Below are 26,476 nucleotides of genomic sequence, written 5' to 3' on the forward strand. Positions count from 1 at the left end.
TTTTATTCATGTTTTGAAAACCCTAGGCTATGCCTAGGGTTCCGGAGAGCTTCAAGCGATGTATCAAAAAAAGCCTCACTTCGTGTTAAGATAAATTTTGGTTCGCCAACCAAATTTATCAGCCAAAGGGAGACTCTTTTATGCCATCTGATGTTAACAGTTTAGCACATACAAAATGGAATTGTAAGTATCATGTTGTTTTTGCACCAAAGTATCGGAGACAAATTATCTATGGAAAGTTAAAACAAGATATAGGCATGATTTTAAGACAGTTAAGTGAACGAAAAGGTGTAGAAATTATCGAAGCCCAAGCATGTAAAGATCACATTCACATGATGGTCAGTATACCGCCTAAGATAAGCGTTGCATCTTTTATCGGCTATCTCAAAGGAAAAAGCAGTTTAATGATCTTTGATCGACATGCGAACTTAAAATATCGATATGGAAATCGAAAATTTTGGTGCAAGGGATATTATGTGGATACAGTAGGAAGAAATAAGAAAGTGATTGCAGAATACATTCGTAATCAGATACAAGAGGATGTAGTCGCAGAGCAACTAAGCATGTTTGAACATATTGATCCGTTTACCGGAGAAGAGGTCAAACGCTCAAAAAAGAAAAAGTAGAAGTCACCCTTTAGGGGTGCCGGGGAAGTAGTGCGGTTGGCGGACGCCTCGGTGCCCTTTTAAGGGCTGGCCAGTAACAAAGGCTTTCAGCCGCAGAGCAAACCACCCGTTCACACGGGTGGTTTTGATTTTAAGCTAAGAGAGTATCAGCTTCAGGCTAACGCCCAATCTGAGAAATAGACGGAGAAATTCCGCTTATTTGCAAAATGAACGAAAAAATAGCTTAAATAGACGGAGAAATTCCGCTTATCGCATCGAAAAACGTGAAAATGGAGGGATTTTCCGTGGATAAGCGGAAAAATTACCCTTATTTACCAGTGAAACAAGCGCCATGATGTAACTAACCGGAAAATCTCCGCTTATTTTTACTCTCGCCGGGTTTAATTAAAGACCAATAAGGCGGACGAGCGGCATTCTTTTTTCAAAGAACGCGCAGCCGAAATGTCTGTTCAAGCACAAGGTTGATTTTTCAAAACGGCATTTGGAGTAAAGGACCGTGCGCTTTTTGTCCAGTTTCTCTTATTTCTTGAGGAAAATTGCGCGGTCGTGAATTGACCGTTTTATTGCGGATGAATTAGAATAAGAGCATTCGACTAGTTTGTACTTAGAAAAAGGAGCTTATGGATGCATTTAATAAAAAAAAGAGACAAGCATGTTGCGCCGTCCCGTGGCAAGACGGCGTTAGTTATGGACTATATATTGGTCATCATCGGATCTTTTATCGTTGGAATCACGTTTAATGTGTTTATGCTGCCGACGCATATCGCCTCTGGGGGTGTTGCCGGGATCAGTATTGTGCTTCACTGGACACTTGGCTGGGTGCCGTCTTATGTGCTTTGGGGATTGAACGTGCCGATTTTCATTATCGGGCTGCTCATTCTCGGCCGCAGTTTCGGTTACGCGGATTATGCGATGAAAACCTTGCTCGGCACAGTCATGCTGCCGCTCTCTATATTTCTTACGGCCGGAATGCCGGCGGCGACAGACAGTCCGCTGCTTGGCGCGCTGTTCGGCGGTATCGGCACCGGAATCGGTTTAGGTATTGTGTTCCGTGGCCGCGGATCAACCGGGGGAACCGCGCTCGCCGGGCAAATCATACAGAAATTCAGCGGTCTGTCAATCGGTATATGCGTCTCAATTTTGGACGGGTTGATTGTGATTACCTCTGCGTTCTTCATGTCGCTTGAAGCGGCACTTTATGCACTGATCAGTATCTATTTGACTGCAAAAATGATTGATGTGGTGCAGCTCGGCTTCAACACGGAAAAGATGGCGCTGATCATTTCGGATAAGGAAGAGGCGATGCGCCAAGCAATTCTTGACGAAATTGATCGCGGCGTGACGCGTATCACCAGCCAAGGCGGCTACACAGGTGACGACCGTCCGATGCTGATGACGGTCGTGTCGCAGGGCGAGCTGACCCATCTGAAGCAGCTTGTCCGATCGATTGACTCCGATTCTTTCTTCATTATCACCAATGCGACTGAGGTATTCGGTAAAGGATTCTATCAAAGAACGTGAGGAGAAGCGGGGCGAAGGCCCGCTTTTCTTCGCAGAATAAGAGATTCGCACGAAACCTTGCTGAGCGGCACCGAACGTCGCCATTAGTGTGCAATCACAGAATCAAACATTTTTCGACGGGATTTTTGCATTTGCGTGTCTGTTTTGAAATTGAAATGTAATAATTTTCATAGGTAGTTCGTTGGGTTTGGATGGTATAATGGTGAATGATTGATTGGCAGTATCATTCGGCGCGCGTGGGGATGGGATTCTTGGTATTGGTTGATTCGGGACTTGCTTCTGGTCATGCCAACCCTCTCATTCTTGCGTTTGATGCGAATGGTTTACATAGAAATGTATTATCGGACAGATTTTTTGGTTTTACGACAAAATGTGGAGAAAAAGGACTTTGGGGGAAGGAACTTTATGGATGACGTTATTTTGATGCAAAATGTCTGGAAGGCCTATCCGAACGGGGTTATGGCGCTGAACGGTATTGATCTGTCTGTTAAACAAGGTGAATTTGTCTACATCGTCGGCCCAAGTGGCGCGGGAAAGTCGACTTTTATAAAAATGGTGATTAGAGAATTAAAGCCTACGCGTGGAAAGATTTTCATTAATAATAAGAACATCGCGAATTTGAGAGAGCGGCAGGTGCCGTATTTCCGCCGTAAAATTGGAATTGTGTTCCAGGATTTCCGGCTGCTTCCGAAGCTGACGGTCTATGAAAACGTCGCGTTCGCGTTGGAGGTTATTGAGGAGCATCCGCGGCAGATTAAACGTCGCGTGATGGAGGTGCTTGATCTGGTTGGGCTGAAGCATAAGATGCGCTCATTTCCCGATCAGCTCTCCGGCGGCGAGCAGCAGCGTGTGTCGATCGCGCGCTCGATTTGCAACCGCCCGCCTGTGCTGATTGCCGATGAACCGACAGGGAACCTTGATCCGGAGACGTCTTGGCAGATTATGGATGTGTTCAGACGGATCAACGAGCAGGGGACGACGATTGTTATGGCGACCCACAACAGGGAAATTGTTAACAAAATCAGGCACAGAGTTTTGGCACTTGAAGGCGGTATGATTGTGCGTGATCAGCAGGAAGGTGACTACGGCTATGAAGATTAGAACTTTGCGAAGACACATCAATGAAAGCTTTAAGAGTCTCGGACGAAACGGGTGGATGACATTCGCTTCGGTGAGTGCGGTTACTGTGTCGCTCGTGCTTGTCGGTCTATTCTTGATGGTCATGTTCAACTTAAATAAGATCGCCGGCGACATTGAAAGCGACGTCGAGGTGCGTGTCTATCTTGATCAGTCGATAACGCAGCCGCAGCAAACCGCTTTGAAGAATGATTTGAAGGGAATCAAGCATGTTCAGTCCGTTCGCTTCCAGTCAAAAAAGGAAGGCTTGAACAGTTTGATGGAAAGCCTTGGCAATGATAAAAAAAGCTTTTCGGATCTTCAGAAAGAGAATCCGCTTCCGAACGCATTTATTTTAAAAACGAAGAAACCGGAACAAACGATACATGTCGCGAATGTGGTGAAAAATCTTCCGAATGTCACGGATGTGCGCTACGGAAAAGGGACGGTTGAGAAGCTGTTCAAATTCATCAATATCGCGAGAAACGTGGGTATTGTATTAATTATCGGCTTGCTGTTTACCTCGGTATTCTTGATTGCCAATACGATTAAGCTGACGATTGTCGCGCGTCGCCGCGAGATTGAAATTATGAAGCTTGTCGGTGCGACAAACGCATTTGTCCGCTGGCCCTATTTCATTGAGGGATTGGTCATGGGCGTTCTTGGATCAATCATTCCTGTCATTTTGGTTATGGTTGTGTACCGTTTTGCCTATTATAGTCTTGGGGGCAATTTGCAGCAGATGTTCATCAAACTGATTCCATACCACACGATGACCATGAACCTGAGCATTCTTCTGATTGGTATCGGTGCGTTGATCGGTGTTTGGGGCAGTCTGAGTTCGGTACGAAAATTTTTGAAAGTCTAATAAGCCGCCTGCTGCGTATGGTGGCTTTTTTTCTTACCTTGCTTGATGGTGAGGCGGTTCGCAGGGATATCTGCAAGACATGCATGGGACATTGTTGTATGATAAGAGCAATGTTCGGTTTGCGTAGTGATGATTTATTGCGGCAAAACGGTGTTTATTGAGGAGGCAATTCTTTATGAAAAAGTTCAGTGGCAAAGTGGTCGCTTTGCTCATGGCGATCTCACTGCTCGTTGGAGCGGCAGGCTCTTACGCGGTGTTTGGCTTTGTCCAGAATCGCAGCCAGGAATCCGCTGCTGCGGCTACAAATGGTACGATTGCGGCGGATAAGGCTACGGCGAAAGTGAAAGCGATCCATGATCTGATTGAGAATAAATATTTTCAGAAGATCAGCAGTTCGGATCTGTATGACGGTGCAATCAAAGGCATGATTGAAGCGCTAAACGATCCGTTTTCAAGCTACATGAATGCGAAGACGGCATCGGACTTCACGCAATCACTTTCTTCGTCTTTCCAAGGAATTGGGGCCGAAGTCCAGATGGTTGGCAAGCAGGTCACTGTTGTATCTCCGATTAAAGGATCGCCAGCTGAAAGAGCAGGGCTTAAGCCGAAGGATGCGATTGTGAAAATCAATGGCAAATCAACGGATGGCCTTGATATCAATCAAGCGGTCAATAAAATCCGTGGGAAAAAGGGAACCGTTGTCCGTCTTGGTATCAAACGGCCGGGGGTTAGCGATGAATTGGCGTTCGCCATTAAGCGCGATACGATTCCGATCCGAACGGTTGAGAGCAAGATGTTGAAGCGCGATGGCCAATCGATTGGTTATATTGCGATTACGCAGTTCAACGAAAATACAGATCAGGAATTCACTAAGGCGCTGAGCAAGCTCGAAGGCGACCAAATGAAAGGCTTGATCATTGATGTGCGCGGCAATCCGGGCGGCTATCTCCAGGCGGTTGAGAAAATAGGCAATCTGCTTGTGCCGTCGGACAAACCGATTGTACAAATCGAGGATCGTGCCGGCAAGAAACAGCCGTTCTATTCAACTCTTAAGAAGAAGAAACAGTATCCGATTACTGCCCTGATTGACGGTGGATCGGCGTCTGCGTCTGAAATTCTCGCAGGTGCGCTCCATGAAGCGGCGGGTTATCCGCTGGTTGGTGTCAAGTCATTCGGCAAAGGGACGGTTCAGCAGGGCATTGAGCTTTCCGATAAAAGCGAAGTGAAGCTGACGACGGATAAATGGCTGACTCCGGACGCCAACTGGATTCACAAAAAGGGCATCAAGCCGACAATCAACGTGAAGCAGCCGGATTACTTCTATGTCGCACCGATCACGCTTAAAAAAGGTAAGACGCTCAAGGCAGATGAAACAAGCGCGATTATTGCCGACGCTCAGAAGATGCTGAAGGCGGCCGGTCACAATCCGGGTCGCGTCGATGGCTACTACAGTGCCGGGACTGTGCAGGCAGTTAAAGCTTTCCAACAAGATAAAAAGTTGCCGAGCAGCGGTGTGATCAACCAGAAAACAGCCGATGCATTGCAGCAGGCAACCTTGACGGCGATTAAGAATCAGAAAAATGATCGTCAGTTGAACACCGCAGTCAAGGTAATTGAGAAAGATCTAAAATAAGTAAACTAGATTGGGAACAGGCACTGCTTCGGCGGTGCCTGTTTTCTGTCTATGAGGTGCCGAACCTGAAACGCTCGAAAAACTTTTCAAAGCGCTCGATAACCCGGGCAAAACGCTCGATAAACTTTTCAAAGCGCTCGATAACCCGAGCAAAACGCTCGATAAACTTTTCAAAACGCTCGATAACCCGAGCGAAACGCTCGATAAACTTTTCAAAGCGCTCGATAACCCGGGCAAAACGCTCGATAAACTTTTCAAAGCGCTCGATAACCCGAGCAAAGCGCTCGATAACCCGAGCAAAGCGCTCGATAACCAGGGCGAAACGCTCGAAAAACTTTTCAAAGCGCTCGATAACCCGAGCAAAACGCTCGATAACATGTAAATGGCTTTATAGGCTGAAGAACTTTTCCATTGATCAGGATGGAAAAGTTCTTTTTTCCTGTGATAGCGAGATTGACGCATTTTGCAGTAAAAAATTTCCTGAATCGTCGGTTTATGTCGGCATTCCTCATGTATAATTAAAGTGAGAAGTACAGAGCAGGAATTTCACTATATAGTGTCGAAAACATCAAGATGATTGGATCGAATGGCTTTGGTGGAATGGAGTCTTTGGTTAGGAATCAGTCGTGGGGGAATTGAGAATGACGGACATCGTAGGGTTTGTTTTTTCGGGCATTGCCACATTTTTTGTGAATCCAATAGTGTATCTGCTTGTGCTGGCTTTGTTTCTTTACAGCGCGCAGCGGGTGAGGAGGGAGCGGCGTTCGTTCCGGGTCAAGGCGTATGGAATGTTTAATACGATCTTCGCGAGTATCTTGCCCAGTTTGATTGTCGGGCTGATCGGATCGCTGGTGCTAATCGTGGCCGGAGTCAGTCTCGCACCGGGAGTGATTGTTCTGTTTTCACTCGCGTATTTCGTTGTGCTGCTCACTTGCCAGCAGCGTTTTCTGTCACCTGCCATCGCTGGCGGATTGACACTTGTCGCAGCTTATTTTATTCCGGTATTCCAAACTCCATATCCACTGATTAATCGATGGATCGCAGAGATTCATGCGCTTGATTACCTCTCCTTTGGCGTTTTTCTCATTGTTGGTTTGCTTGTCGAAACAATGTTGATCTTCTTTTGGGGGGCGAATCAGACATCACCGCGTCTCATCAGCGGCAATCGAGGCGGATTGGTCGGCGCGCAAGAAGCTTGTCAGATTTGGATTGCTCCCCTGTTTTTTCTTGTCCCTGTAACCGGCGTAATTCCGGCGATTGGTCCATGGCCGTTTGTGTCTGATGGAACATCATTCAGCTTTGCAATTTTTCCGCTTGGTGTGGGGATCGCGCAGTTAATCACGCATTCGCTGCCAAAGCAGGCGGTGCATCAAACGGCACGTTGGATGATGGCGACGTCCGGAATAAGCGCCATTTTTGTCGGGGCAGCTTTTCTGCTTAGGCTTCCGATTTTGGTCGTAATAGGCGGTGCGGCTGCACTCATAAGCCGCTTGGTTCTTGTTTGGTATCACCATCACCTGCGTGAGACGCATCCGTTTTATTATGTCATGCCGAACAGGGGGCTGCGGCTCATCGGCGTGATCCCCCATTCACTTGGCGCGCGGCTGGGTATTATTCCGGGCGAGGAGATCTTGCGCGTGAACGATCAGGAAGTCGGAAGTGTCTTCGAATTCTATGATGCGCTGCAAAAGCATGCGGCTTATTGCAAGCTTGAAGTCATTGATCGCTTTGGCGAGCAGCGTTTCGTGAAAGGCCCGATTCATGAGGATGACGATTATAAGATCGGTTTGCTTTTTCTGGAAAATGACCAATGGAATATAAAACAAAAGACAAATAGTTGAACGTCAATTCGAATAGTATGATAGATTTAGCACGGAAAGAGCCGAACCCAGTTATCGGTATATCATCAAAAAGACGAAGCTAAGGCTCTAAACTTGCCCGCAGAGTATACGCGGAATCTGTGACTGATTGTTAAATATTAGGAAAATTCGCTACAGGACGCACGTGCTGCTAGTCGCGGAAGTTTCTTTATTGCCGGATCATCTTTTAGCGCGTTCTTGCACCTGTCAAAAAGTGACTGAATTAGAAATCGAGTACAGAAAAGTGAACTTTTGTAACATTATTGAACCGTTTACACAGCCATATGATGCATCATGGTAGTATAATTAATAGATAACATCTGTGGACTTGGCCTAAATATGATGGAGAGGAGGGAACTATAAATTGAAATCGACGGGTATTGTGCGTAAAGTTGATGAATTGGGACGTGTCGTGATTCCGATTGAGCTTAGGAGAACTTTGAATATTAAGGAGGGTGATCCGCTCGAAATCTTCACTGAAGATGAACGGATTATCTTCAAAAAATATGTGCCTAATATGGCATGCCAGATTACGAATGAGGTGTCACCGGATAATTTGGTACTTGCGAATGGAAAACTGATTCTGAGTCGCAAGGCGGCAAAAGGAATTGTCGATGAGATAGAAAAGTATATTGGCGAAGATATTAATTCGTAAGTGATTCCGAAAAGAACTTCTGTGGTAATTTGCCATGGGAGTTTTTTTAGTTCACTCAATCATAGAAAAAGTGCATACTGGTTATCCTGTTTATACTTTTTTCAAGTAAGCAGCAATGAAAACTATTGAGAATGTCCGTTCGCTTTTTGCTGTATAGTTATGCTATAATTTAAGAAACAATTTTTCTACTTTGGACAAATAATGCACGTAATTCATAGAAAAACGAGAAAAGATTGGAGGACGTTACAATGGATTTTCAGCTTGCGTCCCATTATCAACCGCAAGGCGATCAGCCGGAAGCGATTCGGTCGCTCGTCAAAGGGATCGAGAGCGGTGAAAAGCATCAGACCTTGCTTGGAGCGACCGGAACAGGCAAAACATTTACAATGTCGAATGTCATTGCGCAGGTGAATAAGCCGACCTTGGTCATCGCACACAATAAAACGCTTGCCGGACAGCTCTATAATGAATTCAAGGAATTTTTCCCGAATAATGCGGTTGAATACTTTGTCAGCTATTATGATTACTATCAGCCGGAAGCCTATATTCCGCAGACAGATACCTATATTGAAAAAGATTCAAGCATCAACGACGAGATTGACAAGCTGCGTCACTCGGCCACAAGTTCATTATTCGAACGGCGTGACGTGATTATTGTCGCCAGTGTGTCCTGCATCTACGGCTTGGGTTCTCCTGAAGAGTACGGGTCAATGGTGCTCTCACTCAGACCGGGCATGGTGAAGGAGCGTGACGCAATGCTGCGTCAGCTCGTCGATATCCAATACGCGCGCAACGACATAAATTTTACCCGCGGGACGTTTCGGGTGCGCGGCGATGTTGTCGAAATCTTCCCGGCGTCGCGTGACGACCACTGTATTCGCGTCGAATTTTTCGGTGATGAAATTGAGCGCCTGACGGAAATGGATCCGATGACCGGAGAGCTTGTCGGTGAACGCGAACATGTGGCCATTTACCCGGCTTCTCACTTCGTTACCGGCCAGGAAAAAATGAAACGAGCGATCGTGAATATTCAAAAAGAGCTTGAGGACCGTTTGAAGGTACTTAACGAAAACGGAAAGCTGCTGGAAGCGCAGCGGCTTGAACAGCGCACGCGCTATGATCTGGAAATGATGGAAGAGGTTGGTTTCTGCTCAGGCATTGAGAACTATTCCAGACATTTGACGTTCCGAAAACCGGGAGAATCCCCGTACACGCTCATGGACTATTTTCCAAAGGATTTCTTAATTATGGTTGATGAATCGCACGCCACACTCCCACAGATTCGCGCAATGTACAACGGCGACCAGGCCCGAAAGAATATGCTCGTCGACCATGGGTTCCGCCTGCCTTCGGCAAAGGATAACCGGCCGCTGAAATTCGAGGAATTCGAAGAACGTGTCAACCAAATTGTCTATGTCTCCGCAACACCTGCAGACTATGAATTGGAGCACTCGGGAACACCGGTGGAACAGATTATCCGGCCGACAGGGCTGCTTGATCCTGAGATTGAAATTCGCCCGATCAAAGGTCAGATTGACGACCTGTACGACGAGATAAATATTCGAATTAAGAAACAAGAACGTGTTCTTGTGACAACGCTGACGAAGAAGATGGCGGAGAACCTGACGGATTACCTGAAGGGTATGGGCATTAAAGTCAATTACTTGCATTCGGAGGTTAAGACGCTTGATCGGATTGAAATCATTCGTAATCTGAGGCGAGGCGAATTTGATGTCTTGGTCGGCATTAACTTGCTTCGTGAAGGCTTGGATATTCCGGAGGTTTCGCTCGTCACGATTCTGGATGCCGATAAGGAAGGCTTCCTTCGTTCGGAGCGTTCTTTGATCCAAACGATTGGCCGCGCGGCGCGAAATTCAAATGGGCGCGTGATTATGTACGCGGACCGGATTACGGATTCAATGCGTATGGCAATGGATGAAACGGCCCGCCGCCGTACGATCCAAAAAGCGTTCAATGAGGAACACCATATTACGCCGACAACCATCCAAAAGTCGATTCCGGATTTAATTAAGGCGACCCATGATGTGGAAAAATCGAATGGTTCAGGCAAGAAGAAAAAGCAAAAATTGACGAAGAATGAGCGCAATAAAGCGATTATAAGTATTGAAAAGGAAATGAAGCAGGCGGCTAAGTCGCTTGATTTCGAGCGTGCGGCTGAGCTAAGAGACGCACTCTATGAACTGAAGGCGGAGGGATAACGCGCAGATGGTACTTGAAAACATTGTTGTTAAAGGTGCACGTGAACACAACTTAAAAAATGTCAATGTCACGATTCCACGTGACAAAATGGTCGTCATTACCGGGTTGTCGGGCTCCGGCAAGTCGTCACTCGCGTTCGACACGATCTATGCAGAAGGGCAGCGGCGCTATGTTGAGTCCCTGTCTGCCTATGCGCGCCAATTTCTCGGTCAGTCGAACAAACCTGATGTGGACGCGATCGAAGGCTTGTCACCGGCGATTTCTATTGATCAGAAGACGACGAGTCACAATCCTCGTTCGACCGTGGGAACGGTAACGGAAATCTACGACTATATGCGCCTGCTTTTCGCGCGAATCGGCCACCCGTTCTGTCCAACGCACGGCATTGAAATCACGTCACAGACGATTGAACAAATGGTCGACCGAATCATGGCCTTTCCGGAACGGACAAAACTGCAGATACTTGCGCCAATCATTTCCGGCAGGAAGGGGACGCATGTTAAGACGCTGGAGGAAATTAAGAAAAAAGGCTACGTACGCGTGCGTGTCGATGGCGAAATGCGCGAGGTTGCTGAAGAAATTAAGCTTGAAAAAAATAAAAAGCATTCCATCGATGTGGTCATTGACCGTATCGTGGTGAAGCTGAACATCGAGGGGCGGCTCGCTGATTCACTAGAATCGGCGACCAAACTGACCGATGGCCGTGTGGTCGTCGATATTATCGGCGGAGAAGAACTGCTCTTTTCCGAACAGCATTCCTGCCCCTATTGCGGCTTTTCAATTGGTGAACTTGAGCCGAGACTTTTTTCCTTTAACAGTCCGTTTGGCGCTTGCCCGGACTGTGATGGTTTGGGTTCACGCATGGAGGTTGATCCCGATCTGGTCATCCCCGACCATTCAAAAACGCTGGCTGAAGGCGCGATCCTCGCATGGGAACCGACGAGCTCGCAATATTACCCGCAGTTGCTCAAGGCTGCCTGTGCGCACTTTGGTATCGATATGAATATTCCGGTGTCCGAGCTGCCAAAGGATAAATTGCGCCTTGTCTTATATGGATCGGGAACGGAGCGGGTTCATTTTCATTATGAGAATGAATTTGGCGATGTCCGCGATAAAGATATGTATTACGAAGGCGTGATCAACAATATCGGACGTAGATACAGGGAGACCAGTTCCGATTATATTCGCGAGCAGATGTCCGAATATATGATGCAAAAGCCGTGCCCGACGTGTCACGGCCACCGGCTTCGCCCGGAAGCGCTGGCGGTGAAAATCGGCGGCAAGCACATCAGTGAAGTGACCGAAATGCCGATTCGAGAAATGCTTTCGTTCTTTAACGGGCTAGAACTCACGGAGAAGGAGCAGACGATTGCTCGATTGATTCTTCGTGAAGTCACGCAAAGGACACAGTTCTTGATTGACGTCGGTCTTGATTATCTGACTTTGGGCCGAGCAGCGGGAACACTGTCAGGCGGTGAGGCGCAGCGAATACGTCTCGCAACACAAATCGGATCGCAGCTTATGGGTGTACTCTATATATTGGACGAGCCTTCGATCGGTCTTCATCAGCGTGACAACGACCGCCTGATCCACTCGCTGCTTGGAATGCGTGATCTCGGGAACACATTGATCGTCGTCGAGCATGATGAGGATACCATGCTTGCCTCTGATTACATCATTGATGTTGGCCCCGGCGCCGGCGAACATGGCGGACGGATCACAGCGCAGGGTACTCCTGAGGAGATTATGCGTGATGAAAATTCGCTGACCGGACAATACTTGTCGGGTCGCAAGTTTATCCCGGTTCCCGCGACGCGCAGAAAAGTGACGAAGCGGGCGATCAAGGTCATCGGGGCGAAAGCGAATAACTTAAAAAATGTCAGCGTCAGTTTCCCATTGGGTGTTATGACGGTTGTAACCGGTGTTTCCGGATCAGGAAAAAGTACACTGGTTAATGAGGTACTGTTCAAAGCGCTCGCTCAGAAACTTCATGGGCGCCGCGACGCCCCCGGCGAATATAAACAAATTAAAGGAATCAAAGAATTGGATCGCGTCATTCAGATCGATCAAGCGCCAATCGGGCGCACGCCGCGTTCGAATCCGGCTACCTACACCGGCGTGTTTGATATGATTCGTGAAGTGTTCGCGGCGACCAATGAAGCGAAAGTACGCGGCTATAAAAAAGGCCGCTTCAGCTTCAACGTCAAAGGCGGGCGATGCGAGGCATGCAGCGGCGACGGCATTATTAAAATTGAAATGCACTTTTTGCCGGATGTCTATGTGCCTTGTGAGGTATGCCATGGCAAACGTTACAATCGTGAGACTCTTGATGTTACCTATAAAGGCAAAACAATTGCTGATGTACTCGATATGACCGTTGAGGAAGGTTTGGAGTTCTTTAAAAATGTGCCGCGGATTAAACGCAGACTGGAACCGTTGTTTGATGTCGGTCTCGGTTATATCCGGCTTGGCCAGCCGGCGACCACGCTTTCCGGCGGTGAGGCTCAGCGTGTAAAGCTCGCTTCGCAACTCTACCGCAGAACGAAAGGCCGCGCCCTTTATATTCTGGATGAACCGACGACCGGTTTGCATATGGACGATATTTCTCGCCTGCTGGTCGTGCTTCAAGCGCTCGTCGACAGCGGCGACAGTGTGCTGATTATTGAACACAACCTTGATGTGATTAAATGCGCGGATCATTTGATTGACCTTGGTCCGGAAGGCGGCAACGGCGGTGGAACGATCGTCGTAACCGGAACACCTGAAGAGGTCGCGGAAACCAAGGAATCCTATACCGGCAAGTATTTGAAACCGGTGCTGGAGCGCGATCATAAGCGGATGGAGAAGCATCTCCAAACGCAACAGCTCGTGGCTGAAGAGAGCGATCAGCTGCGTGTGTGAACAAGAGTTTCCCCATAAAATGGGAAAAACTTCTTGTTACCCTGCATGATGAAAGGGTATAGTGGAATAGGATGTATTAGGCGGGGGGGATATTAATGACGAAAAGATTGTACCGATCTGCAGACAACAAGGTCCTTGGTGGAGTACTAGGAGGCATCGGTGACTATTTTAATATCGATCCGACGCTTGTCCGTCTTGTGTTTGTTATTCTATGCTTAGTATCCTTTGGGTTTCCTGGCATCTTGGGCTATTTTATTGCTTACCTTATTATTCCAGAGAGAGTGTGACGCATTTGTTTAAAAACTGGTTTGCGAAGACCTTGCTTAACGTCATCATTAACATGGTGATCTTAATGACTCTTGCCGGTTATCTTCATACGATGGTACAGATTTCCGGAGTCGGCGCTGCCTTTGCGGCCAGCCTCATTTTGTCATTTCTTAATTTATTTATTCGACCAATACTTATTTTGCTCTCATTGCCAGCAACTGTGCTGACCCTAGGCTTCTTTATTTTTGTCATTAATGCGTTGATGCTGCTGCTGACATCAACCATCATGGGGACGGCGTTTCAGCTGGACGGATTCGGCAGTGCGCTGATTGTGGCGATTATCATGGCAATTTGCCAGCTGATCATTCAAAACTTGATTATTAAACCTTTGCGGCGTGACTAATTGCGCCGCTTTTGTGTGTTAAGACATGTTAAGTTAGATGAAAATTTGTTTCGAGCTAAAGAGATATTCAGCCCCATCGCTAAATTTTTCCAAGCCATGAATCTGTGGTAAAATGAAGAAAATGTGACTGGTGATCGGGTGATTCGCCCGGTTTTATGAACACTGGTAGGAAAGCATAAAAAAAACAAAGCTTTTTTTGCCTTCGTCAGAGGTTTGGCGAAGCCAAGTTTTCTAATAAACCTGAAAGAGCGTCGGAATGACAAACCGGCGCAATGACAGAAAGAAATGGAGGTTCCTTTTCTCTTTCAGGTATGTACGCCCTTGCCCGGCGGACTTTAGGCTTTCCGAACGCGTGTCACCTGAGTGATCAGAGGCGTGATGACGAAAGAAAAACGGACAGGTTCCGGCGGCAAACTGATCCTATGAACAAAGTGCGTGTACATGAGCTTATTGAGCATTTTGATATGAAGCTGGTTAGCGGTAAAGAGGGACTGGATCGCGAAATTATTGTCAGCGACATCTCTCGTCCCGGACTTGAAATCGCCGGCTATTTTACTTACTATCCACGGAGACGTCTGCAACTGCTTGGGCGTACCGAGCTTTCTTTTTTTAATGAGCTGAGTATGGATGAACGGTATAAACGAACCTCGCAGCTGTGCACCGCGCAGACACCCTGCATTGTGATTTCGCGCGGAATTGACGTGCCTGAAGAGTTTATCATTTCGTCGGACAAACGTCATGTGCCCGTACTGCAATCAAAAATGCAGACGACAAGGCTGAGCAGTATGATCACCAACTACTTGGAATCCCGCCTCGCGCCGATGACAGCTGTGCATGGTGTTCTTGTCGATGTTTACGGTGTTGGTGTTCTTATCACCGGTGACAGTGGTGTCGGCAAGAGTGAAACGGCACTCGAACTGGTGAAACGCGGGCATCGCCTTGTGGCGGATGATTCGGTCGAGATCCGACAGGAGGGCGAGGCTGAGCTAGTCGGCAGCGCGCCGGAACTGATTCAGCATCTGCTGGAAATTCGCGGACTCGGCATTATTAATGTGATGACATTATTTGGCGCGGGCGCGGTTCGCAACTATAAAACGGTTTCGTTAGTGATCCACTTGGAGCTTTGGGATCAGAACAAGGTTTATGACCGGCTTGGATTGGATGAAGAAAAAATTAAGTTGATTGATACGGATGTTCCGAGATTGGTGCTGCCGGTACGTCCGGGACGAAATCTTGCCGTGATCATTGAAGTTGCGGCGATGAATTTTCGATTGAAGAATATGGGCTATCATGCAGCGCAGCAATTTGCTGATCGATTGAATGACAGTCTGCATGACCGATAATCAACGTACGAAGAAAATATGAGGTGGCAATTTTATGAATCAAGCAATTGAACCACTTAATCGACTGGCTTTTGAATTAGGGCCGTTACATATCTACTGGTATGGCATCATTATTGCGGCGGGCGCACTTCTTGGCTTACTTTTAGCGATGCGTGAAGGCAAGCGTTTCGATCTCCCTACCGATACGTTCACTGATCTGCTCCTCTACGCGGCACCGATTGCCGTGATCAGCGCGCGTATCTACTATGTGGCGTTTGAATGGGGGTACTATTCAAAACATCCCGGTCAAATTATCGCTATTTGGAATGGCGGAATCGCCATTTACGGTGCATTGATCGGAGCGGTTCTGACTGCGATCGTCTTCTGCCGCCTGCGTCACGTTTCATTTTGGAAAGTCGCCGATATATGCGCGCCAAGTATTATTCTTGGTCAGGCAATCGGCCGGTGGGGAAACTTCATGAATCAGGAAGCGCATGGCGGTCCAACGACGCGTGCCGCTTTGGAACATCTGCATCTGCCGGATTTCATTGTGAACCAGATGTATATTGATGGAACTTATTATATTCCAACCTTTCTGTATGAATCGCTTTGGAATATAATCGGGTTTATTCTGCTTCTCACGATCAGGCGCTTGGTTCGCTTGAAGCGCGGCGAACTGTTCATGACGTACGTGACCTGGTACGCGCTTGGTCGTTTTTATATCGAAGGTTTGCGGACCGACAGCCTGATGCTTGGGCCGCTCCGCGTGTCGCAATGGTTGTCAGTGGTTCTTGTCATCGTAGGCATCAGTTTGATCGTTTATTGGCGCGCGGCACAGAAAAACAGACCGCGCTATGGGGAATAAAAAATCAATTACTATATGCATCACCGCAGTCTATCGATCTATGGCGGTGATCTTTTATTTTTTTGATGGGAGTTGGGTGCATTGATTAAAACAGTATTGTTTGACTTGGATGGAACACTAATTGATACAAATACGCTGATTCTGACTTCTTTTCAATATACACTGGATCGCTATTTTCCCGGTGAATTCACGCGAGAAGACTTGATTTCGTTCATCGGCGAGTCGCTTGAGACGAGTTTTAATCGGGTCAGTCCGAAACTCACAAACGAGATGGTGGCTGTTTATCGCGACCATAACAGTCGTTATCATGATAAACTGGTGAAAGAGTTTCCCTATGTGCGTGAGACACTGAGCACGTTGAAACGGGAAGGATACGCGCTTGGTGTTGTTTCAACCAAGAGACGGGACATGGTGGAGCGCGGACTTAATCTGACGCACATGGCGGACTTTTTTGGAACAGTCGTGACCAGCGACGATGTCAAGCACCTCAAGCCGGATCCGGAACCGGTAGAGCGTGCGATGAACGCGTTGTCTGCTGAGCGTGATTCAACGATTATGGTCGGCGACAGCCCTTCAGACATACTTGCCGGAGAAAACGCGTGTGTCCGCACGGCTGCGGTTGGCTGGTCGCTTAAAGGACGGACAATGCTTGAACGATTGAATCCTGACTATTTGCTCAACACCATGAATGATTTGGTTGGTATTGTGCACGCCGTCGATGTCCCGCTATAAAAGAACAGAAATCAACCCGACTGCTTGAGTGGCGGTTGGGTATTTTTTTTGCGCACAAGCAATGCACCGCTCTTGTTAATTTCACAATTGGCGGCCGGAGTTATGCTATAATTGTTGAGGAATTATGAAATAAGAGCACGGGGGCAAAAGGATTTTATGGAGGAGAGAAACTGTACAAAAAAAGCTCAAGTCATTGATTTTCGCTGTGACAGTGACTTTTTTTATCAGAAAGGGATGGCCTGTTTTCAAAAAGGCGATCTTGAGCGCGCGAACAAAAATATGGAGCGGGCAATTAAATTCAGACCGAATGATGTTGATTACTTATGTCAGCAGGCAGAGATTCTTGCTGAACTGGAAGAATATGAGTCATCGATTCGTTTGTTGAAGAAAGTGGTTTATGAACTCGATTCAAAACTGACAGACTGCTATTTTTTTATTGCGAATAATTACGCCTATCTTGGTGAATTCCAAGAGGCGATTGATGAAGTGCAAACCTATTTAACGCTCGATCCGAACGGGACGTACAAGCGTGAGGCTCAGGATTTGTTTCAGATGCTGACTATGGAAATGAAAGAGTTGGAAGATGAGGAGTCTACTTATGTCACCGTTCATGAGCGTGGGCGATTGGCACTGGAGCATGGTCATTTCGGTGAGGCGATTGACTTTTTTAAACAGGTGATCGAGGACGAGCCGGATTTTCTCGCGGCGCAAAATAATCTCTCGATTGCTTACTTTTCAATGGGGGATACCAAACAGGCAATTGCCAGCGCGCATCTCGTTTTGGAAAAGGATCCGGGAAACATCCATGCGCTCTGCAATCTGACGACTTTTTATTATCAAATTAGCGACAAGGATGGATTGAGCTCAGTGGTTGCGCGTCTTGATCTCATCTATCCGCTTTATCCGGAGCACTGCGGGAAGCTCGGTTCGACTTACTTGTTTATCGGGGATTACGAAAAAGCGTACTACTGGCTGCGTATTGCTGAAAAACGCGGTGCGCGCCGTGATCAAGTGTTTTACTTTTGGATGGCGCTTTCCTCTTATCATTGTAACGATCTAGAGCGCGCCAGGCAGAATTGGAAACGTGTGGACTGTTTCAGCGATAAGCCGTTTCATCCGTTCAAATACAGTAAGATTCAGGATATGATGTTTGAACCGAATGCGGGATCTAATTTTATGGTCAAGGACCTTATTCATAAAGAAATTTGGGAAGAGATGAAGGCTTTTCAAATTTTTTCCCTTTTCTATGCGTCCCATCACCACTATCGAACTTTGATTCAGAATGTGGTCAAAAATGGAATGAATCCCGAAATCATTCGAATTGCGCGCGGACTGCTTGAGGAAATGGAGAACGGCAAGCGTAACGCGAGTATGCAGATCATGCGTGAGGTTGAGCGTCTGGCAGGCGGAGGAAAAGAAACAATGAAACACCCGGAGCTCTATAGCTTTTGGTCGGTTGTTTATTCGTTCGCACGGGTTAGTGAGCAAGACATCAAAGGATGGGCGGCCGCGCTGATCTATTTATGGAAGAAAGAGTTTGGCGAACCGGTCGCTCAGAAAAAAATAGCATCGGACGCTGGGACGACGCTGTATCGATTGCGCAAACATATCCAAGAATTATCAATTGCACTTGAGAACCAGTGGGAGGACTATTCTGAATGATTCGCCATTGCCCCGCGCGTGAGCACTTTTCTGGACTTTAGAAGCCGTATTCTTTAGCATAGAATTATCAGATGAGCAGATAATAATTAATATAAAAAGACTGATATTCTAGTTAAGGAAGGAATGGGTTGACATTGACTGAAGAACAGAAAATCTATGATGTAATTATTGCGGGGGCGGGTCCGGCTGGAATGACAGCCGCCGTATATGCGGCAAGAGCGAATATGTCCGTTTTAATGATTGAGCGAGGCATTCCCGGCGGGCAGATGGCGAACACGGAAGCTGTTGAGAACTACCCGGGTTTTGAATCAATTCTCGGTCCGGATTTGTCTAACAAAATGTTTGAACATGCGAAAAAATTTGGTGCTGAATACGCGTACGGCGACATCAAGAAGATCATTGATGGATCGGATTATAAAACGGTTGACTGCGGCAGCAAGCAATACAAGGCGTCTACGGTTATCGTGACGACAGGAGCGGAATACCGGAAGCTCGGTGTGCCCGGCGAGAAAGAACTCGCCGGACGCGGTGTATCCTACTGCGCGGTTTGTGACGGCGCGTTTTTTAAAGAAAAGAAATTAGCTGTCATTGGCGGCGGTGATTCGGCGGTTGAAGAGGGCACTTATTTGACACGGTTCGCTTCCAATGTGACGGTGGTTCATCGTCGTGATCAGCTGCGCGCCCAAAAAATTCTTCAGACGCGGGCATTCACCAATGAAAAAGTAGACTTTATTTGGGATACGGTTTGTACCAAAATCAACGGAACGGACGGCAAGGTGTCCAGTCTGACTTTGAAAAATAAAAAAAGCGGTGAAGAAACGGATTTCCCGGTTGACGGTGTTTTTATCTATGTCGGCATGAATCCTCTGACCAACGCGGTAAAAGATCTGGGTATTGTTGACGAGCAAGGCTACATTGTCACCAATGAAAAGATGGAAACGAGCATCCCCGGAATCTTCGCGGCAGGGGATGTGCGCCAGAAAGAACTGCGCCAAATCGTTACGGCGACCGGCGATGGCAGTATTGCGGCAGAGAATGCTCAGAAATATGTTGAGACGTTGAAGGATGCTTCTGCGGTAAAATAAGTGCTTATTCTGTTTTGCGCCATAAGTCGTAATTCTTAAGCCAATATTCGCTGCTATCTTCATAAGTGTTTAATAATCGTGTAATCTTTATGAAATGAAGAAGAAGTAAAATTAATTATGAATTTAACCCCCCTTTTTTATATAGGCTTTATTGAGCGGCACACGCAAATTGCGGTGTCACTTTTTTTATCGGTAACGCATGAGATTAAAAAAATCAGTCTCAATGGACTTCTAGACTGCCTTTGAAAAACGAGCGCACGAAGCGAGAATGACGACACGGCTTTATCTTCGAGATTCCTGATCATCGTTTGTCTTTCTGAATGAATTTTTTTCGAGTATACTATACAGAGAGACAGTTGCGCACCTTGGCGGAAGTGACCGCTAACTTGCGTAAAAATTGATCGGCGGGGATGGATGCAAGATGAAGGATATTCAAGTAGTGATTATAACCGGAATGTCGGGTGCGGGGAAGACCATTGCGACCCGAATATTTGAGGACTTGGGTTACTTCTGCATTGATAACCTGCCGCCGACCTTGCTGCCTAAGTTTATTGATTTGATTGAGGACTCAGATTCAGACAAATTAAACAAACTGGCACTGGTGATGGACCTAAGGGGCAGAACGTTCTTTAATTCGCTCTTTGCCTCGCTGGACGCGTTCAGCAAATCTGAGAAAATCAAACCTAAAATCTTATTTCTCGACGCTAAGGATGAAACGCTGGTTCACCGTTATAAGGAGACGAGGCGTTCACATCCGCTGGCTCCAAAGGGCCGGCCGATCGAAGGCATTCGCGCTGAACGAAAGAAACTCGAAGAAGTTAAAGGACTCGCTCAACTCTATATAGACACAACAGATATGAAACCAAGGCAGCTGCGCGATAAGATCGTTCAGGAATTTGCCAGCGAAACGGAGACCTTCCGCGTCAATTTACTCTCCTTTGGATTTAAAAACGGACTGCCGATTGACGCTGATCTCGTATTTGACGTGCGCTTTTTGCCCAATCCTTTTTACGTGAAGCATATGCGCGAGCGGACTGGGCTGGACGCCGATATTTCCGAATACGTGCTGAAATGGTCGGAAACGCAGCAATTTCTGAAAAAATTGATGGATCTGCTCGAATTTATGATCCCTCAATACAAACGTGAAGGTAAGGGACAGGTGGTCATTGCGATTGGCTGTACAGGTGGCAAACACCGTTCGGTCGCTTTGACAGAATGGATCGCCAAAAAACTTTCCGGAGATTTCCCGACAACTGTGTCGCACCGGGATATTGAGAGAGGAAACTAAACGAATGACAGATCGAAAAAAAATAGTCGCGATTGGCGGTGGCACAGGACTTCCGGCGGTGCTTCGGGGATTGAAGAAGTATCCGGTGGATATCACCGCAATTGTGACTGTGGCGGACGATGGCGGCAGCAGTGGGATGCTGAGAAATGAATTGCAGATCCCTCCTCCCGGTGACATTCGTAATGTTCTTGTTTCGTTATCGGATATTGAACCTATGTTTGAGAAGCTGCTTCAGCACCGATTCAAGTCAGACAGTGGATTAAACGGTCATTCCATGGGTAATCTGCTTATTGCGGCTCTAGCGTCAATCACCGGCGATTTTGTAAAAGGTGTGCGTGAACTAAGTCGAATTCTTAATGTTCACGGTCAAGTACTTCCTGCCGCAGATCAGATGATTATGCTTGGCGCAGTTATGAGTGACGGCAGCATCATTGAGGGTGAGTCTCATATTACTGAGGTTAATAAACGCATCGAACACGTTTTCTTAAAGCCGGCGGATATTCGCCCACTGCCGGAAAGTATCCGCGCGATTCGTGAAGCGGACATGATTACATTCGGACCGGGCAGTCTGTATACCAGTGTGATTCCGAATCTGCTGGTTCCTGAGCTTGCCAAAGAAATTGAACGGGCAAAAGCAAGAAAAGTATATGTATGCAATATCATGACGCAAAAAGGGGAAACCAACCACTTTACAGCGTCGCAACATATCGAGGCGATCCATCGTCATGTTGCGCGTCCCTTCATTGACACCATCGTTGTGAACAGTCAGCCCATTAAACGTGATTTGTTGAAACGCTATGCTGCCGAGGAATCAGAACCAGTACGAATTGACTGGGAACGGCTGAATGATTTAGGGGTCGATGTGATTCACGGGCCGCTGATTAAGACAACTAGAGGCATGGTTCGCCATGATGAAGCGGTTGTCGGTCGTATGCTGTTGTCTTTATTTACTCAGAAAAAAGTGTAAGGTTTGGAGGATTTTCCATGTCATTTGCCGCTGAAACAAAAAAGGAATTAACCATGCTTGAGGTGGATGACTGCTGCGCGCGTGCCGAGTTGGCTGCGTTGACGCGGATGAATGGTTTCATCTCAATTCGCAACAAACGGATTGAACTGGATATTGCGACAGAGAACGCGGCGATTTCTCGCCGCATTTTTCGACTGATTAAACAGGTCTATCACTATCAGATTGAGATTTTGGTTCGCAGAAAGATGCGGCTGAAGAAGAATAATGTCTACATTGTTCGATTAAAAGACACCGCGCGGCCGTTCCTTGAAGATCTGAAAATAATTGATGATAACGGGCAATTCACCCGAGAAATAGCGACGAGTCTTATTGAAAAGGACTGCTGCAAGCGTTCCTATCTGCGCGGATCGTTTCTAGCAGGGGGATCGCTGAATCACCCGGAATCGTCCTATCACTTAGAAATTTTTTCGAATTATGAAGAACATACGTATTCTTTGGCTAAACTGATGAATACGTTCAATCTTAATGTTAAAATCTTGCCGAGAAAGAACGGGTACATCATCTATATGAAGGAAGGCGAAAAGATCACCGATTTTCTAAGCATCATCGGCGCGAACAAGGCCTTGTTTTATTTTGAGGATATCCGTATTGTCAAAGATATGCGCAACTCGGTGAACCGTCTGGTGAACTGTGAGACAGCCAATCTCAACAAAACAGTCTCCGCGGCAATGAGGCAGATGGAGAACATCCGACTTATTGAAAAAACGATTGGGTTGGAAGAACTGCCCAATAAATTGCGTGAAATCGCTGAGATTCGTTTGAAGAATCCGGACATTACCTTGAAGGAACTTGGTGAGCTGGTGAACGGTGAGCCGATCAGCAAGTCCGGGATCAATCACCGCTTCCGAAAAATTGACGCGATCGCCAATCAGATCCGGCAAGGCCAATAACTTGCAGCGCCGTCATTCTCTTGAAAGGAGGCAATTACTGAATTGCTGACTAAAGAAGTGACTATTGGTTTAGAGGAAGGGCTCCAGGCGCGTTCAGCGGCATTGTTTGTGCAGAACGCAAATGAGTTTCGATCGAACCTTACACTGGTCAAAGACGGACATGTGGCAAGCATGAAAAGCATTATGGGCGTGATGTGCTGTGCGCTCGCCTGTGGTGAACACATTCTCTTTACTGCTGAGGGTGAGGATGAACGCGCGGCACTTGAAACACTCACTGATTTTATTGAACAAAAGCATTGTGAATTAAAATGATAACGCTTACTCAGATAAGCAAAAAAAATGTCGGACACATTGTCCAACATTTTTTTTGCTTATTTCGCTGCGACCATAATCTCGTCAATCAAACCATATTTTTTGGCTTCTTCGGCGGACATAAAGTTGTCACGATCCGTGTCACGGGCGATGACCTCATAGGGCTGTCCGGTTCTTTCAGCATAGATGTGGTTTAATTTTTCGCGAATGGAGATGATGCGTTTTGCGTGAATTTCCATATCCGATGCCTGACCTTGCATGCCGCCAAGCGGTTGATGAATCATAATTTCACTGTTTGGAAGTGCGTAACGCTTACCGATTTCACCGGCGGTCAGAAGGAAGCTGCCCATCGAAGCGGCCATACCGATGCAGATCGTCGAAACTTTCGGTTTGATGAATTGCATCGTATCAAAAATGGCCATTCCCGCTGTAATTGATCCACCGGGACTATTAATATAAAGCGAAATATCTTTTTCCGAATCTTCGGCTGCCAAGAAAAGCAGCTGAGCGACAACGGCATTAGCAACATTATCGTCAATCGCTGTTCCAAGCATAATGATGCGGTCTTTCAATAAGCGTGAGTAGATGTCGTACGCGCGTTCACCGCGGTTTGTCTGCTCAATGACTGTAGGTATTAAAGGCATTGAACGAACCCCCTTTTCCATTGAAAAAAGTTATTTTTCCCTTAACCACATTCATCATACATTAAAGGTCAATATAGGTCAAATTTAAAGGACAAAAAAGAAAGACCAGCCCGGATGGCTGATCCACAACTTACTTATTATGCGCTCGAAGGGAGTCGAACCCCCGACACATGGTACCGGAAACCATTGCTCTATCCACTGAGCTACGAGCGCGCGATGCTTTGCTGACATCTGTCTATTCTAAGTGATTTGTCCCACTTTTGCAAGCATTATTAGAAAACTTGGCTTTGAAATCCGCCCAAATTTAGGCTGTGTGACTAAAATTAGGTATTCTCATTAGTGCAATAGGTCGCGAGGACTCATAGGTTATCAGTGTACTTTAATTGACGAGGAGGAGCAAAACTATGGAGGTTTCACCTTATTCAAACAATCCTATTCCGGTTAATCCTGGAAATATGGGCAATGTCGGCAATGTGGGTAACGTGAGCAATGTCGGCAATATGGGCAACGTGGGTGCAATTAGCCCGATGCCAAGTCCGAAACCACAATTCAAACCGGAATACCAGCCTGCTTTCAAATGTCCGAGCACAAAAGCAATGGGGCCAGGCAAAGGAAAAGGAAAAGGCGCCATGCCAACACCATACGGCCCTCAGACCGGAGCCGGTGCGGCTGCAGGCAAGACAACTGAAAATACGCTTCATTGTCCGCCGACACAAGGCGGGACGGTTTATGATCCGCAAACGGTCAACGTTCAGCACATTTATAAGCCAGTCATTGTGAAACATATTCATCAACTGCATACGATCAGAAAAACTCATTACATCTATGAACATCAGCACTACTATCCGCATACGTTGTCTGAGACGTGTGATGAATCGCATTATAACGTACAATGCGGCAAACCGTGCTTTCCAAAGCCGCACTGCTGATCTGACTAAACAGTCGAGCTGCATCATGAATGTAATACCGAGAGCCCTTTGTTTAAAAAACAAAGGCTCTTTTTTCGCTTTTAACCGGAAAAGAATCAGCGACTTTGCGCTGAAGTTCAGACCGTGTTAAGGGCTTGGCTTAACCCAATAGACACTAACTGTAACAATTTTTTGCCAAATAATTTACAAATTAACGTTCATCATTCATTTGTGTTCTACCGGAACACCATGTAATATAGTACTTGGTGGCACGGCTGCGCCTGCATTTATCGCTGCGCATCAAATATATTGTCTGCTGAAGGAAGTGATCGTTCAATGAGTTCTGACGGTTCGAGTCAAAAACCGGATCCCAGTCATTGGCAAGGGGAAGTTTATATGGCATCAAACGCTCTTGGACGATTAAACTCCCTTCAGAGAGCGTATATCTGTGTAGGCTTCCTCTGAATTAAGAGGAGGTGCACCATGATTGACATTTACTTAACGGATGAACAAGATCGTTTGGTTAAAAAAGATGAATTGGCAAAGGGGTGCTGGATTAATCTGACAAGGCCTTCTGAATTTGAAGTTCAGAAAGTCGTTGAAGGAACCGGCATCCCATCAGACTTTATTCGCGATTCGTTGGATGACGACGAACGCTCCCGTATCGAAAAAGAAGACGATTCGGTGCTCATTATCGTCGATTTTCCTGTGCTCGTACAAGATGAATCCGATTCTGCGCCGTATGATACTATCCCGCTTGGTATTATTGTCACACCTTTTTATTTCGTGACTGTATGCTTGCAGAGCAATCCGATTATCGATGATTTCATCAATAATAGAATTCGCAACTTTTTCACCTATAAGAAAACAAGGTTTACATTGCAACTTCTTTATGCGATTGCCCGCTATTATCTCAGATACTTAAAAACAATAGATCGTAGAACTTCATTGATTGAGCGCGAGCTGCATGAATCGATGCGGAATGAAGAGCTTTTTAATTTGCTGAGTCTCGAGAAGACATTAGTTTATTTCACGACATCATTGAAATCAAATAATATTGTTATAGAAAAAATGACTAAACAGCGCTTCCTGCGCATGTACGAGGACGATCAAGACTTGCTTGAGGATGTCATTATCGAAATTAAGCAGGCGATTGAAATGTCGGAAGTGCACAGCAATATCTTAAGTGGCATGATGGACGCGTATGCTTCCGTAATTTCAAATAATGTGAACTTGGTCATGAAATTTTTGACTACGGTCACGATCGTGCTCTCCATTCCAACCATGGTGGCGAGCTTCTGGGGGATGAATGTAGGCTCAATTCCCTGGGAACACGCGCCGCACGCATTTTGGATTCCGATCAGCATCGCGATCGGGTTGGCCGGAATTACGGCACTGTTCTTCTGGAAAAAGAAATATTTTTGATAAGGAAAGAATAAAAGGTACGGTGAGTGCAATCTACTCATCGGTGCCTTTTTTTATTGCATCATTGGTTCGAGAACTTATTTTGATTTATAAGCATGTGAACACATTTTCTCACACTGATAAGAAAGTATAAAAAAATTAAAGATTCAAGGAAACGAGTGTTTAAGTGCAACTAAGTGTTTGCCTTGCTGGTACGACGATAAGGTCATAAGATTCGGTTGGGCTGGGCGGTCAGGTAAGCGCCCAA

At 46.5% G+C, this 26,476-nt stretch carries 24 protein-coding genes and 1 tRNA gene; 23 read left to right on the forward strand and 2 right to left on the reverse strand.

The features are described from left to right. The first annotated feature begins 140 nt into the window (after positions 1 to 140). From tnpA to BM003_RS09330, 21 genes are all read left to right on the forward strand, one after another. On the forward strand, positions 141 to 626 hold the full coding sequence (tnpA, locus tag BM003_RS09225) for an IS200/IS605 family transposase (RefSeq protein WP_093672372.1): 486 nt from the start codon (positions 141 to 143) through the stop codon (positions 624 to 626). A gap of 624 nt (positions 627 to 1,250) precedes the next feature. After that, positions 1,251 to 2,147 carry a YitT family protein gene (locus BM003_RS09230; RefSeq protein ID WP_093672374.1) on the forward strand — a complete coding sequence of 299 codons (897 nt, stop codon included), beginning with the start codon at positions 1,251 to 1,253 and terminating at the stop codon, positions 2,145 to 2,147. Between the two features lie 206 nt (positions 2,148 to 2,353). After that, on the forward strand, positions 2,354 to 2,560 hold the full coding sequence (locus tag BM003_RS09235) for a hypothetical protein (RefSeq protein ID WP_093672376.1): 207 nt from the start codon (positions 2,354 to 2,356) through the stop codon (positions 2,558 to 2,560). Beyond that, positions 2,553 to 3,248, forward strand: a complete 696-nt coding sequence (gene ftsE, locus BM003_RS09240) for a cell division ATP-binding protein FtsE (protein WP_093672378.1) — start codon at positions 2,553 to 2,555, stop codon at positions 3,246 to 3,248. The genes BM003_RS09235 and ftsE overlap by 8 nt, the downstream gene beginning before the upstream one ends. Further along, positions 3,238 to 4,131, forward strand: a complete 894-nt coding sequence (ftsX, locus tag BM003_RS09245; RefSeq protein WP_093672380.1) for a permease-like cell division protein FtsX — start codon at positions 3,238 to 3,240, stop codon at positions 4,129 to 4,131. Before ftsE ends, ftsX begins: the two co-directional genes overlap by 11 nt. 175 nt (positions 4,132 to 4,306) lie before the next feature. Beyond that, complete coding sequence (locus BM003_RS09250; protein ID WP_093672382.1) at positions 4,307 to 5,764, forward strand: S41 family peptidase; 1,458 nt, start codon at positions 4,307 to 4,309, stop codon at positions 5,762 to 5,764. 641 nt (positions 5,765 to 6,405) lie between these two features. After that, the gene (locus BM003_RS09260) at positions 6,406 to 7,605 is read left to right on the forward strand and encodes a PDZ domain-containing protein (RefSeq protein ID WP_093672386.1); all 1,200 of its coding nucleotides are present in this window, start codon (positions 6,406 to 6,408) and stop codon (positions 7,603 to 7,605) included. Positions 7,606 to 7,987: 382 nt separating this feature from the next. Beyond that, a complete protein-coding gene (locus BM003_RS09265; protein ID WP_093672388.1) occupies positions 7,988 to 8,278 on the forward strand; it encodes an AbrB/MazE/SpoVT family DNA-binding domain-containing protein in 291 nt (96 codons plus the stop codon). 248 nt (positions 8,279 to 8,526) lie between these two features. Then, positions 8,527 to 10,497 (forward strand): excinuclease ABC subunit UvrB, encoded by a 1,971-nt coding sequence (gene uvrB, locus BM003_RS09270; protein ID WP_093672390.1) that lies wholly within the window; start codon positions 8,527 to 8,529, stop codon positions 10,495 to 10,497. 7 nt (positions 10,498 to 10,504) lie between these two features. Continuing rightward, on the forward strand, positions 10,505 to 13,399 hold the full coding sequence (gene uvrA, locus BM003_RS09275) for an excinuclease ABC subunit UvrA (RefSeq protein WP_093672392.1): 2,895 nt from the start codon (positions 10,505 to 10,507) through the stop codon (positions 13,397 to 13,399). Positions 13,400 to 13,494: 95 nt separating this feature from the next. After that, complete coding sequence (locus BM003_RS09280) at positions 13,495 to 13,686, forward strand: PspC domain-containing protein (RefSeq protein ID WP_093672394.1); 192 nt, start codon at positions 13,495 to 13,497, stop codon at positions 13,684 to 13,686. 5 nt (positions 13,687 to 13,691) lie between these two features. Further along, positions 13,692 to 14,069 (forward strand): phage holin family protein, encoded by a 378-nt coding sequence (locus tag BM003_RS09285; RefSeq protein ID WP_093672396.1) that lies wholly within the window; start codon positions 13,692 to 13,694, stop codon positions 14,067 to 14,069. 422 nt (positions 14,070 to 14,491) lie between these two features. Continuing rightward, positions 14,492 to 15,412 carry an HPr(Ser) kinase/phosphatase gene (gene hprK / locus BM003_RS09290; RefSeq protein WP_093672553.1) on the forward strand — a complete coding sequence of 307 codons (921 nt, stop codon included), beginning with the start codon at positions 14,492 to 14,494 and terminating at the stop codon, positions 15,410 to 15,412. Between the two features lie 34 nt (positions 15,413 to 15,446). Continuing rightward, the gene (gene lgt / locus BM003_RS09295; RefSeq protein WP_093672398.1) at positions 15,447 to 16,256 is read left to right on the forward strand and encodes a prolipoprotein diacylglyceryl transferase; all 810 of its coding nucleotides are present in this window, start codon (positions 15,447 to 15,449) and stop codon (positions 16,254 to 16,256) included. A gap of 81 nt (positions 16,257 to 16,337) precedes the next feature. Next, complete coding sequence (gene ppaX / locus BM003_RS09300; protein ID WP_093672400.1) at positions 16,338 to 16,988, forward strand: pyrophosphatase PpaX; 651 nt, start codon at positions 16,338 to 16,340, stop codon at positions 16,986 to 16,988. Between the two features lie 156 nt (positions 16,989 to 17,144). Then, a complete protein-coding gene (locus tag BM003_RS09305) occupies positions 17,145 to 18,650 on the forward strand; it encodes a tetratricopeptide repeat protein (protein ID WP_093672402.1) in 1,506 nt (501 codons plus the stop codon). Positions 18,651 to 18,778: 128 nt separating this feature from the next. Continuing rightward, positions 18,779 to 19,735 carry a thioredoxin-disulfide reductase gene (trxB, locus tag BM003_RS09310; protein ID WP_425441045.1) on the forward strand — a complete coding sequence of 319 codons (957 nt, stop codon included), beginning with the start codon at positions 18,779 to 18,781 and terminating at the stop codon, positions 19,733 to 19,735. A 421-nt stretch (positions 19,736 to 20,156) separates the two neighbouring features. Next, positions 20,157 to 21,023, forward strand: coding sequence for an RNase adapter RapZ (gene rapZ / locus BM003_RS09315; RefSeq protein ID WP_093672404.1), 867 nt, complete (start codon positions 20,157 to 20,159; stop codon positions 21,021 to 21,023). Positions 21,024 to 21,027: 4 nt separating this feature from the next. Then, positions 21,028 to 21,990: a gluconeogenesis factor YvcK family protein gene (locus tag BM003_RS09320; protein WP_093672406.1), complete on the forward strand. Its 963-nt coding sequence runs from the start codon at positions 21,028 to 21,030 to the stop codon at positions 21,988 to 21,990. Between the two features lie 17 nt (positions 21,991 to 22,007). Beyond that, positions 22,008 to 22,940: a DNA-binding protein WhiA gene (gene whiA / locus BM003_RS09325; RefSeq protein WP_093672408.1), complete on the forward strand. Its 933-nt coding sequence runs from the start codon at positions 22,008 to 22,010 to the stop codon at positions 22,938 to 22,940. Between the two features lie 42 nt (positions 22,941 to 22,982). Further along, positions 22,983 to 23,252 (forward strand): HPr family phosphocarrier protein, encoded by a 270-nt coding sequence (locus tag BM003_RS09330; protein WP_093672410.1) that lies wholly within the window; start codon positions 22,983 to 22,985, stop codon positions 23,250 to 23,252. 59 nt (positions 23,253 to 23,311) lie between these two features. On the opposite strand, the gene clpP is transcribed toward BM003_RS09330, so the two are convergent. Beyond that, complete coding sequence (clpP, locus tag BM003_RS09335) at positions 23,312 to 23,896, reverse strand: ATP-dependent Clp endopeptidase proteolytic subunit ClpP (RefSeq protein WP_093672412.1); 585 nt, start codon at positions 23,894 to 23,896, stop codon at positions 23,312 to 23,314. A 140-nt stretch (positions 23,897 to 24,036) separates the two neighbouring features. After that, a tRNA-Arg gene (locus tag BM003_RS09340) sits at positions 24,037 to 24,109 on the reverse strand. 191 nt (positions 24,110 to 24,300) lie between these two features. Here BM003_RS09340 and BM003_RS09345 point away from each other — a divergent pair. Together BM003_RS09345 and BM003_RS09350 are read left to right on the forward strand one after the other, a co-directional pair. Further along, the gene (locus BM003_RS09345) at positions 24,301 to 24,825 is read left to right on the forward strand and encodes a CotD family spore coat protein (protein ID WP_093672414.1); all 525 of its coding nucleotides are present in this window, start codon (positions 24,301 to 24,303) and stop codon (positions 24,823 to 24,825) included. 462 nt (positions 24,826 to 25,287) lie between these two features. After that, the gene (locus tag BM003_RS09350) at positions 25,288 to 26,229 is read left to right on the forward strand and encodes a magnesium transporter CorA family protein (protein ID WP_093672416.1); all 942 of its coding nucleotides are present in this window, start codon (positions 25,288 to 25,290) and stop codon (positions 26,227 to 26,229) included. Positions 26,230 to 26,476: the final 247 nt, after the last annotated feature.

It is taken from the genome of Sporolactobacillus nakayamae (assembly GCF_900113325.1).
Lineage (GTDB): Bacteria > Bacillota > Bacilli > Bacillales > Sporolactobacillaceae > Sporolactobacillus > Sporolactobacillus nakayamae.

Excerpts from the sequence above, each read along its gene's own strand:
- BM003_RS09280 (WP_093672394.1), top strand. The coding sequence starts at position 13,495 with ATGACGAAAAGATTGTACCGATCTGCAGACAACAAGGTCCTTGGTGGA.
- BM003_RS09320 (WP_093672406.1), top strand. The coding sequence starts at position 21,028 with ATGACAGATCGAAAAAAAATAGTCGCGATTGGCGGTGGCACAGGACTT.
- tnpA (WP_093672372.1), top strand. The coding sequence starts at position 141 with ATGCCATCTGATGTTAACAGTTTAGCACATACAAAATGGAATTGTAAG.
- lgt (WP_093672398.1), top strand. The coding sequence starts at position 15,447 with ATGAATCAAGCAATTGAACCACTTAATCGACTGGCTTTTGAATTAGGG.
- ftsE (WP_093672378.1), top strand. The coding sequence starts at position 2,553 with ATGGATGACGTTATTTTGATGCAAAATGTCTGGAAGGCCTATCCGAAC.
- hprK (WP_093672553.1), top strand. The coding sequence starts at position 14,492 with ATGAACAAAGTGCGTGTACATGAGCTTATTGAGCATTTTGATATGAAG.
- BM003_RS09345 (WP_093672414.1), top strand. The coding sequence starts at position 24,301 with ATGGAGGTTTCACCTTATTCAAACAATCCTATTCCGGTTAATCCTGGA.
- uvrA (WP_093672392.1), top strand. The coding sequence starts at position 10,505 with ATGGTACTTGAAAACATTGTTGTTAAAGGTGCACGTGAACACAACTTA.
- BM003_RS09235 (WP_093672376.1), top strand. The coding sequence starts at position 2,354 with ATGATTGATTGGCAGTATCATTCGGCGCGCGTGGGGATGGGATTCTTG.
- ftsX (WP_093672380.1), top strand. The coding sequence starts at position 3,238 with ATGAAGATTAGAACTTTGCGAAGACACATCAATGAAAGCTTTAAGAGT.
- BM003_RS09350 (WP_093672416.1), top strand. The coding sequence starts at position 25,288 with ATGATTGACATTTACTTAACGGATGAACAAGATCGTTTGGTTAAAAAA.
- BM003_RS09260 (WP_093672386.1), top strand. The coding sequence starts at position 6,406 with ATGACGGACATCGTAGGGTTTGTTTTTTCGGGCATTGCCACATTTTTT.
- clpP (WP_093672412.1), bottom strand. The coding sequence starts at position 23,896 with ATGCCTTTAATACCTACAGTCATTGAGCAGACAAACCGCGGTGAACGC.
- rapZ (WP_093672404.1), top strand. The coding sequence starts at position 20,157 with ATGAAGGATATTCAAGTAGTGATTATAACCGGAATGTCGGGTGCGGGG.
- BM003_RS09250 (WP_093672382.1), top strand. The coding sequence starts at position 4,307 with ATGAAAAAGTTCAGTGGCAAAGTGGTCGCTTTGCTCATGGCGATCTCA.
- uvrB (WP_093672390.1), top strand. The coding sequence starts at position 8,527 with ATGGATTTTCAGCTTGCGTCCCATTATCAACCGCAAGGCGATCAGCCG.
- whiA (WP_093672408.1), top strand. The coding sequence starts at position 22,008 with ATGTCATTTGCCGCTGAAACAAAAAAGGAATTAACCATGCTTGAGGTG.
- BM003_RS09305 (WP_093672402.1), top strand. The coding sequence starts at position 17,145 with ATGGAGGAGAGAAACTGTACAAAAAAAGCTCAAGTCATTGATTTTCGC.
- BM003_RS09230 (WP_093672374.1), top strand. The coding sequence starts at position 1,251 with ATGCATTTAATAAAAAAAAGAGACAAGCATGTTGCGCCGTCCCGTGGC.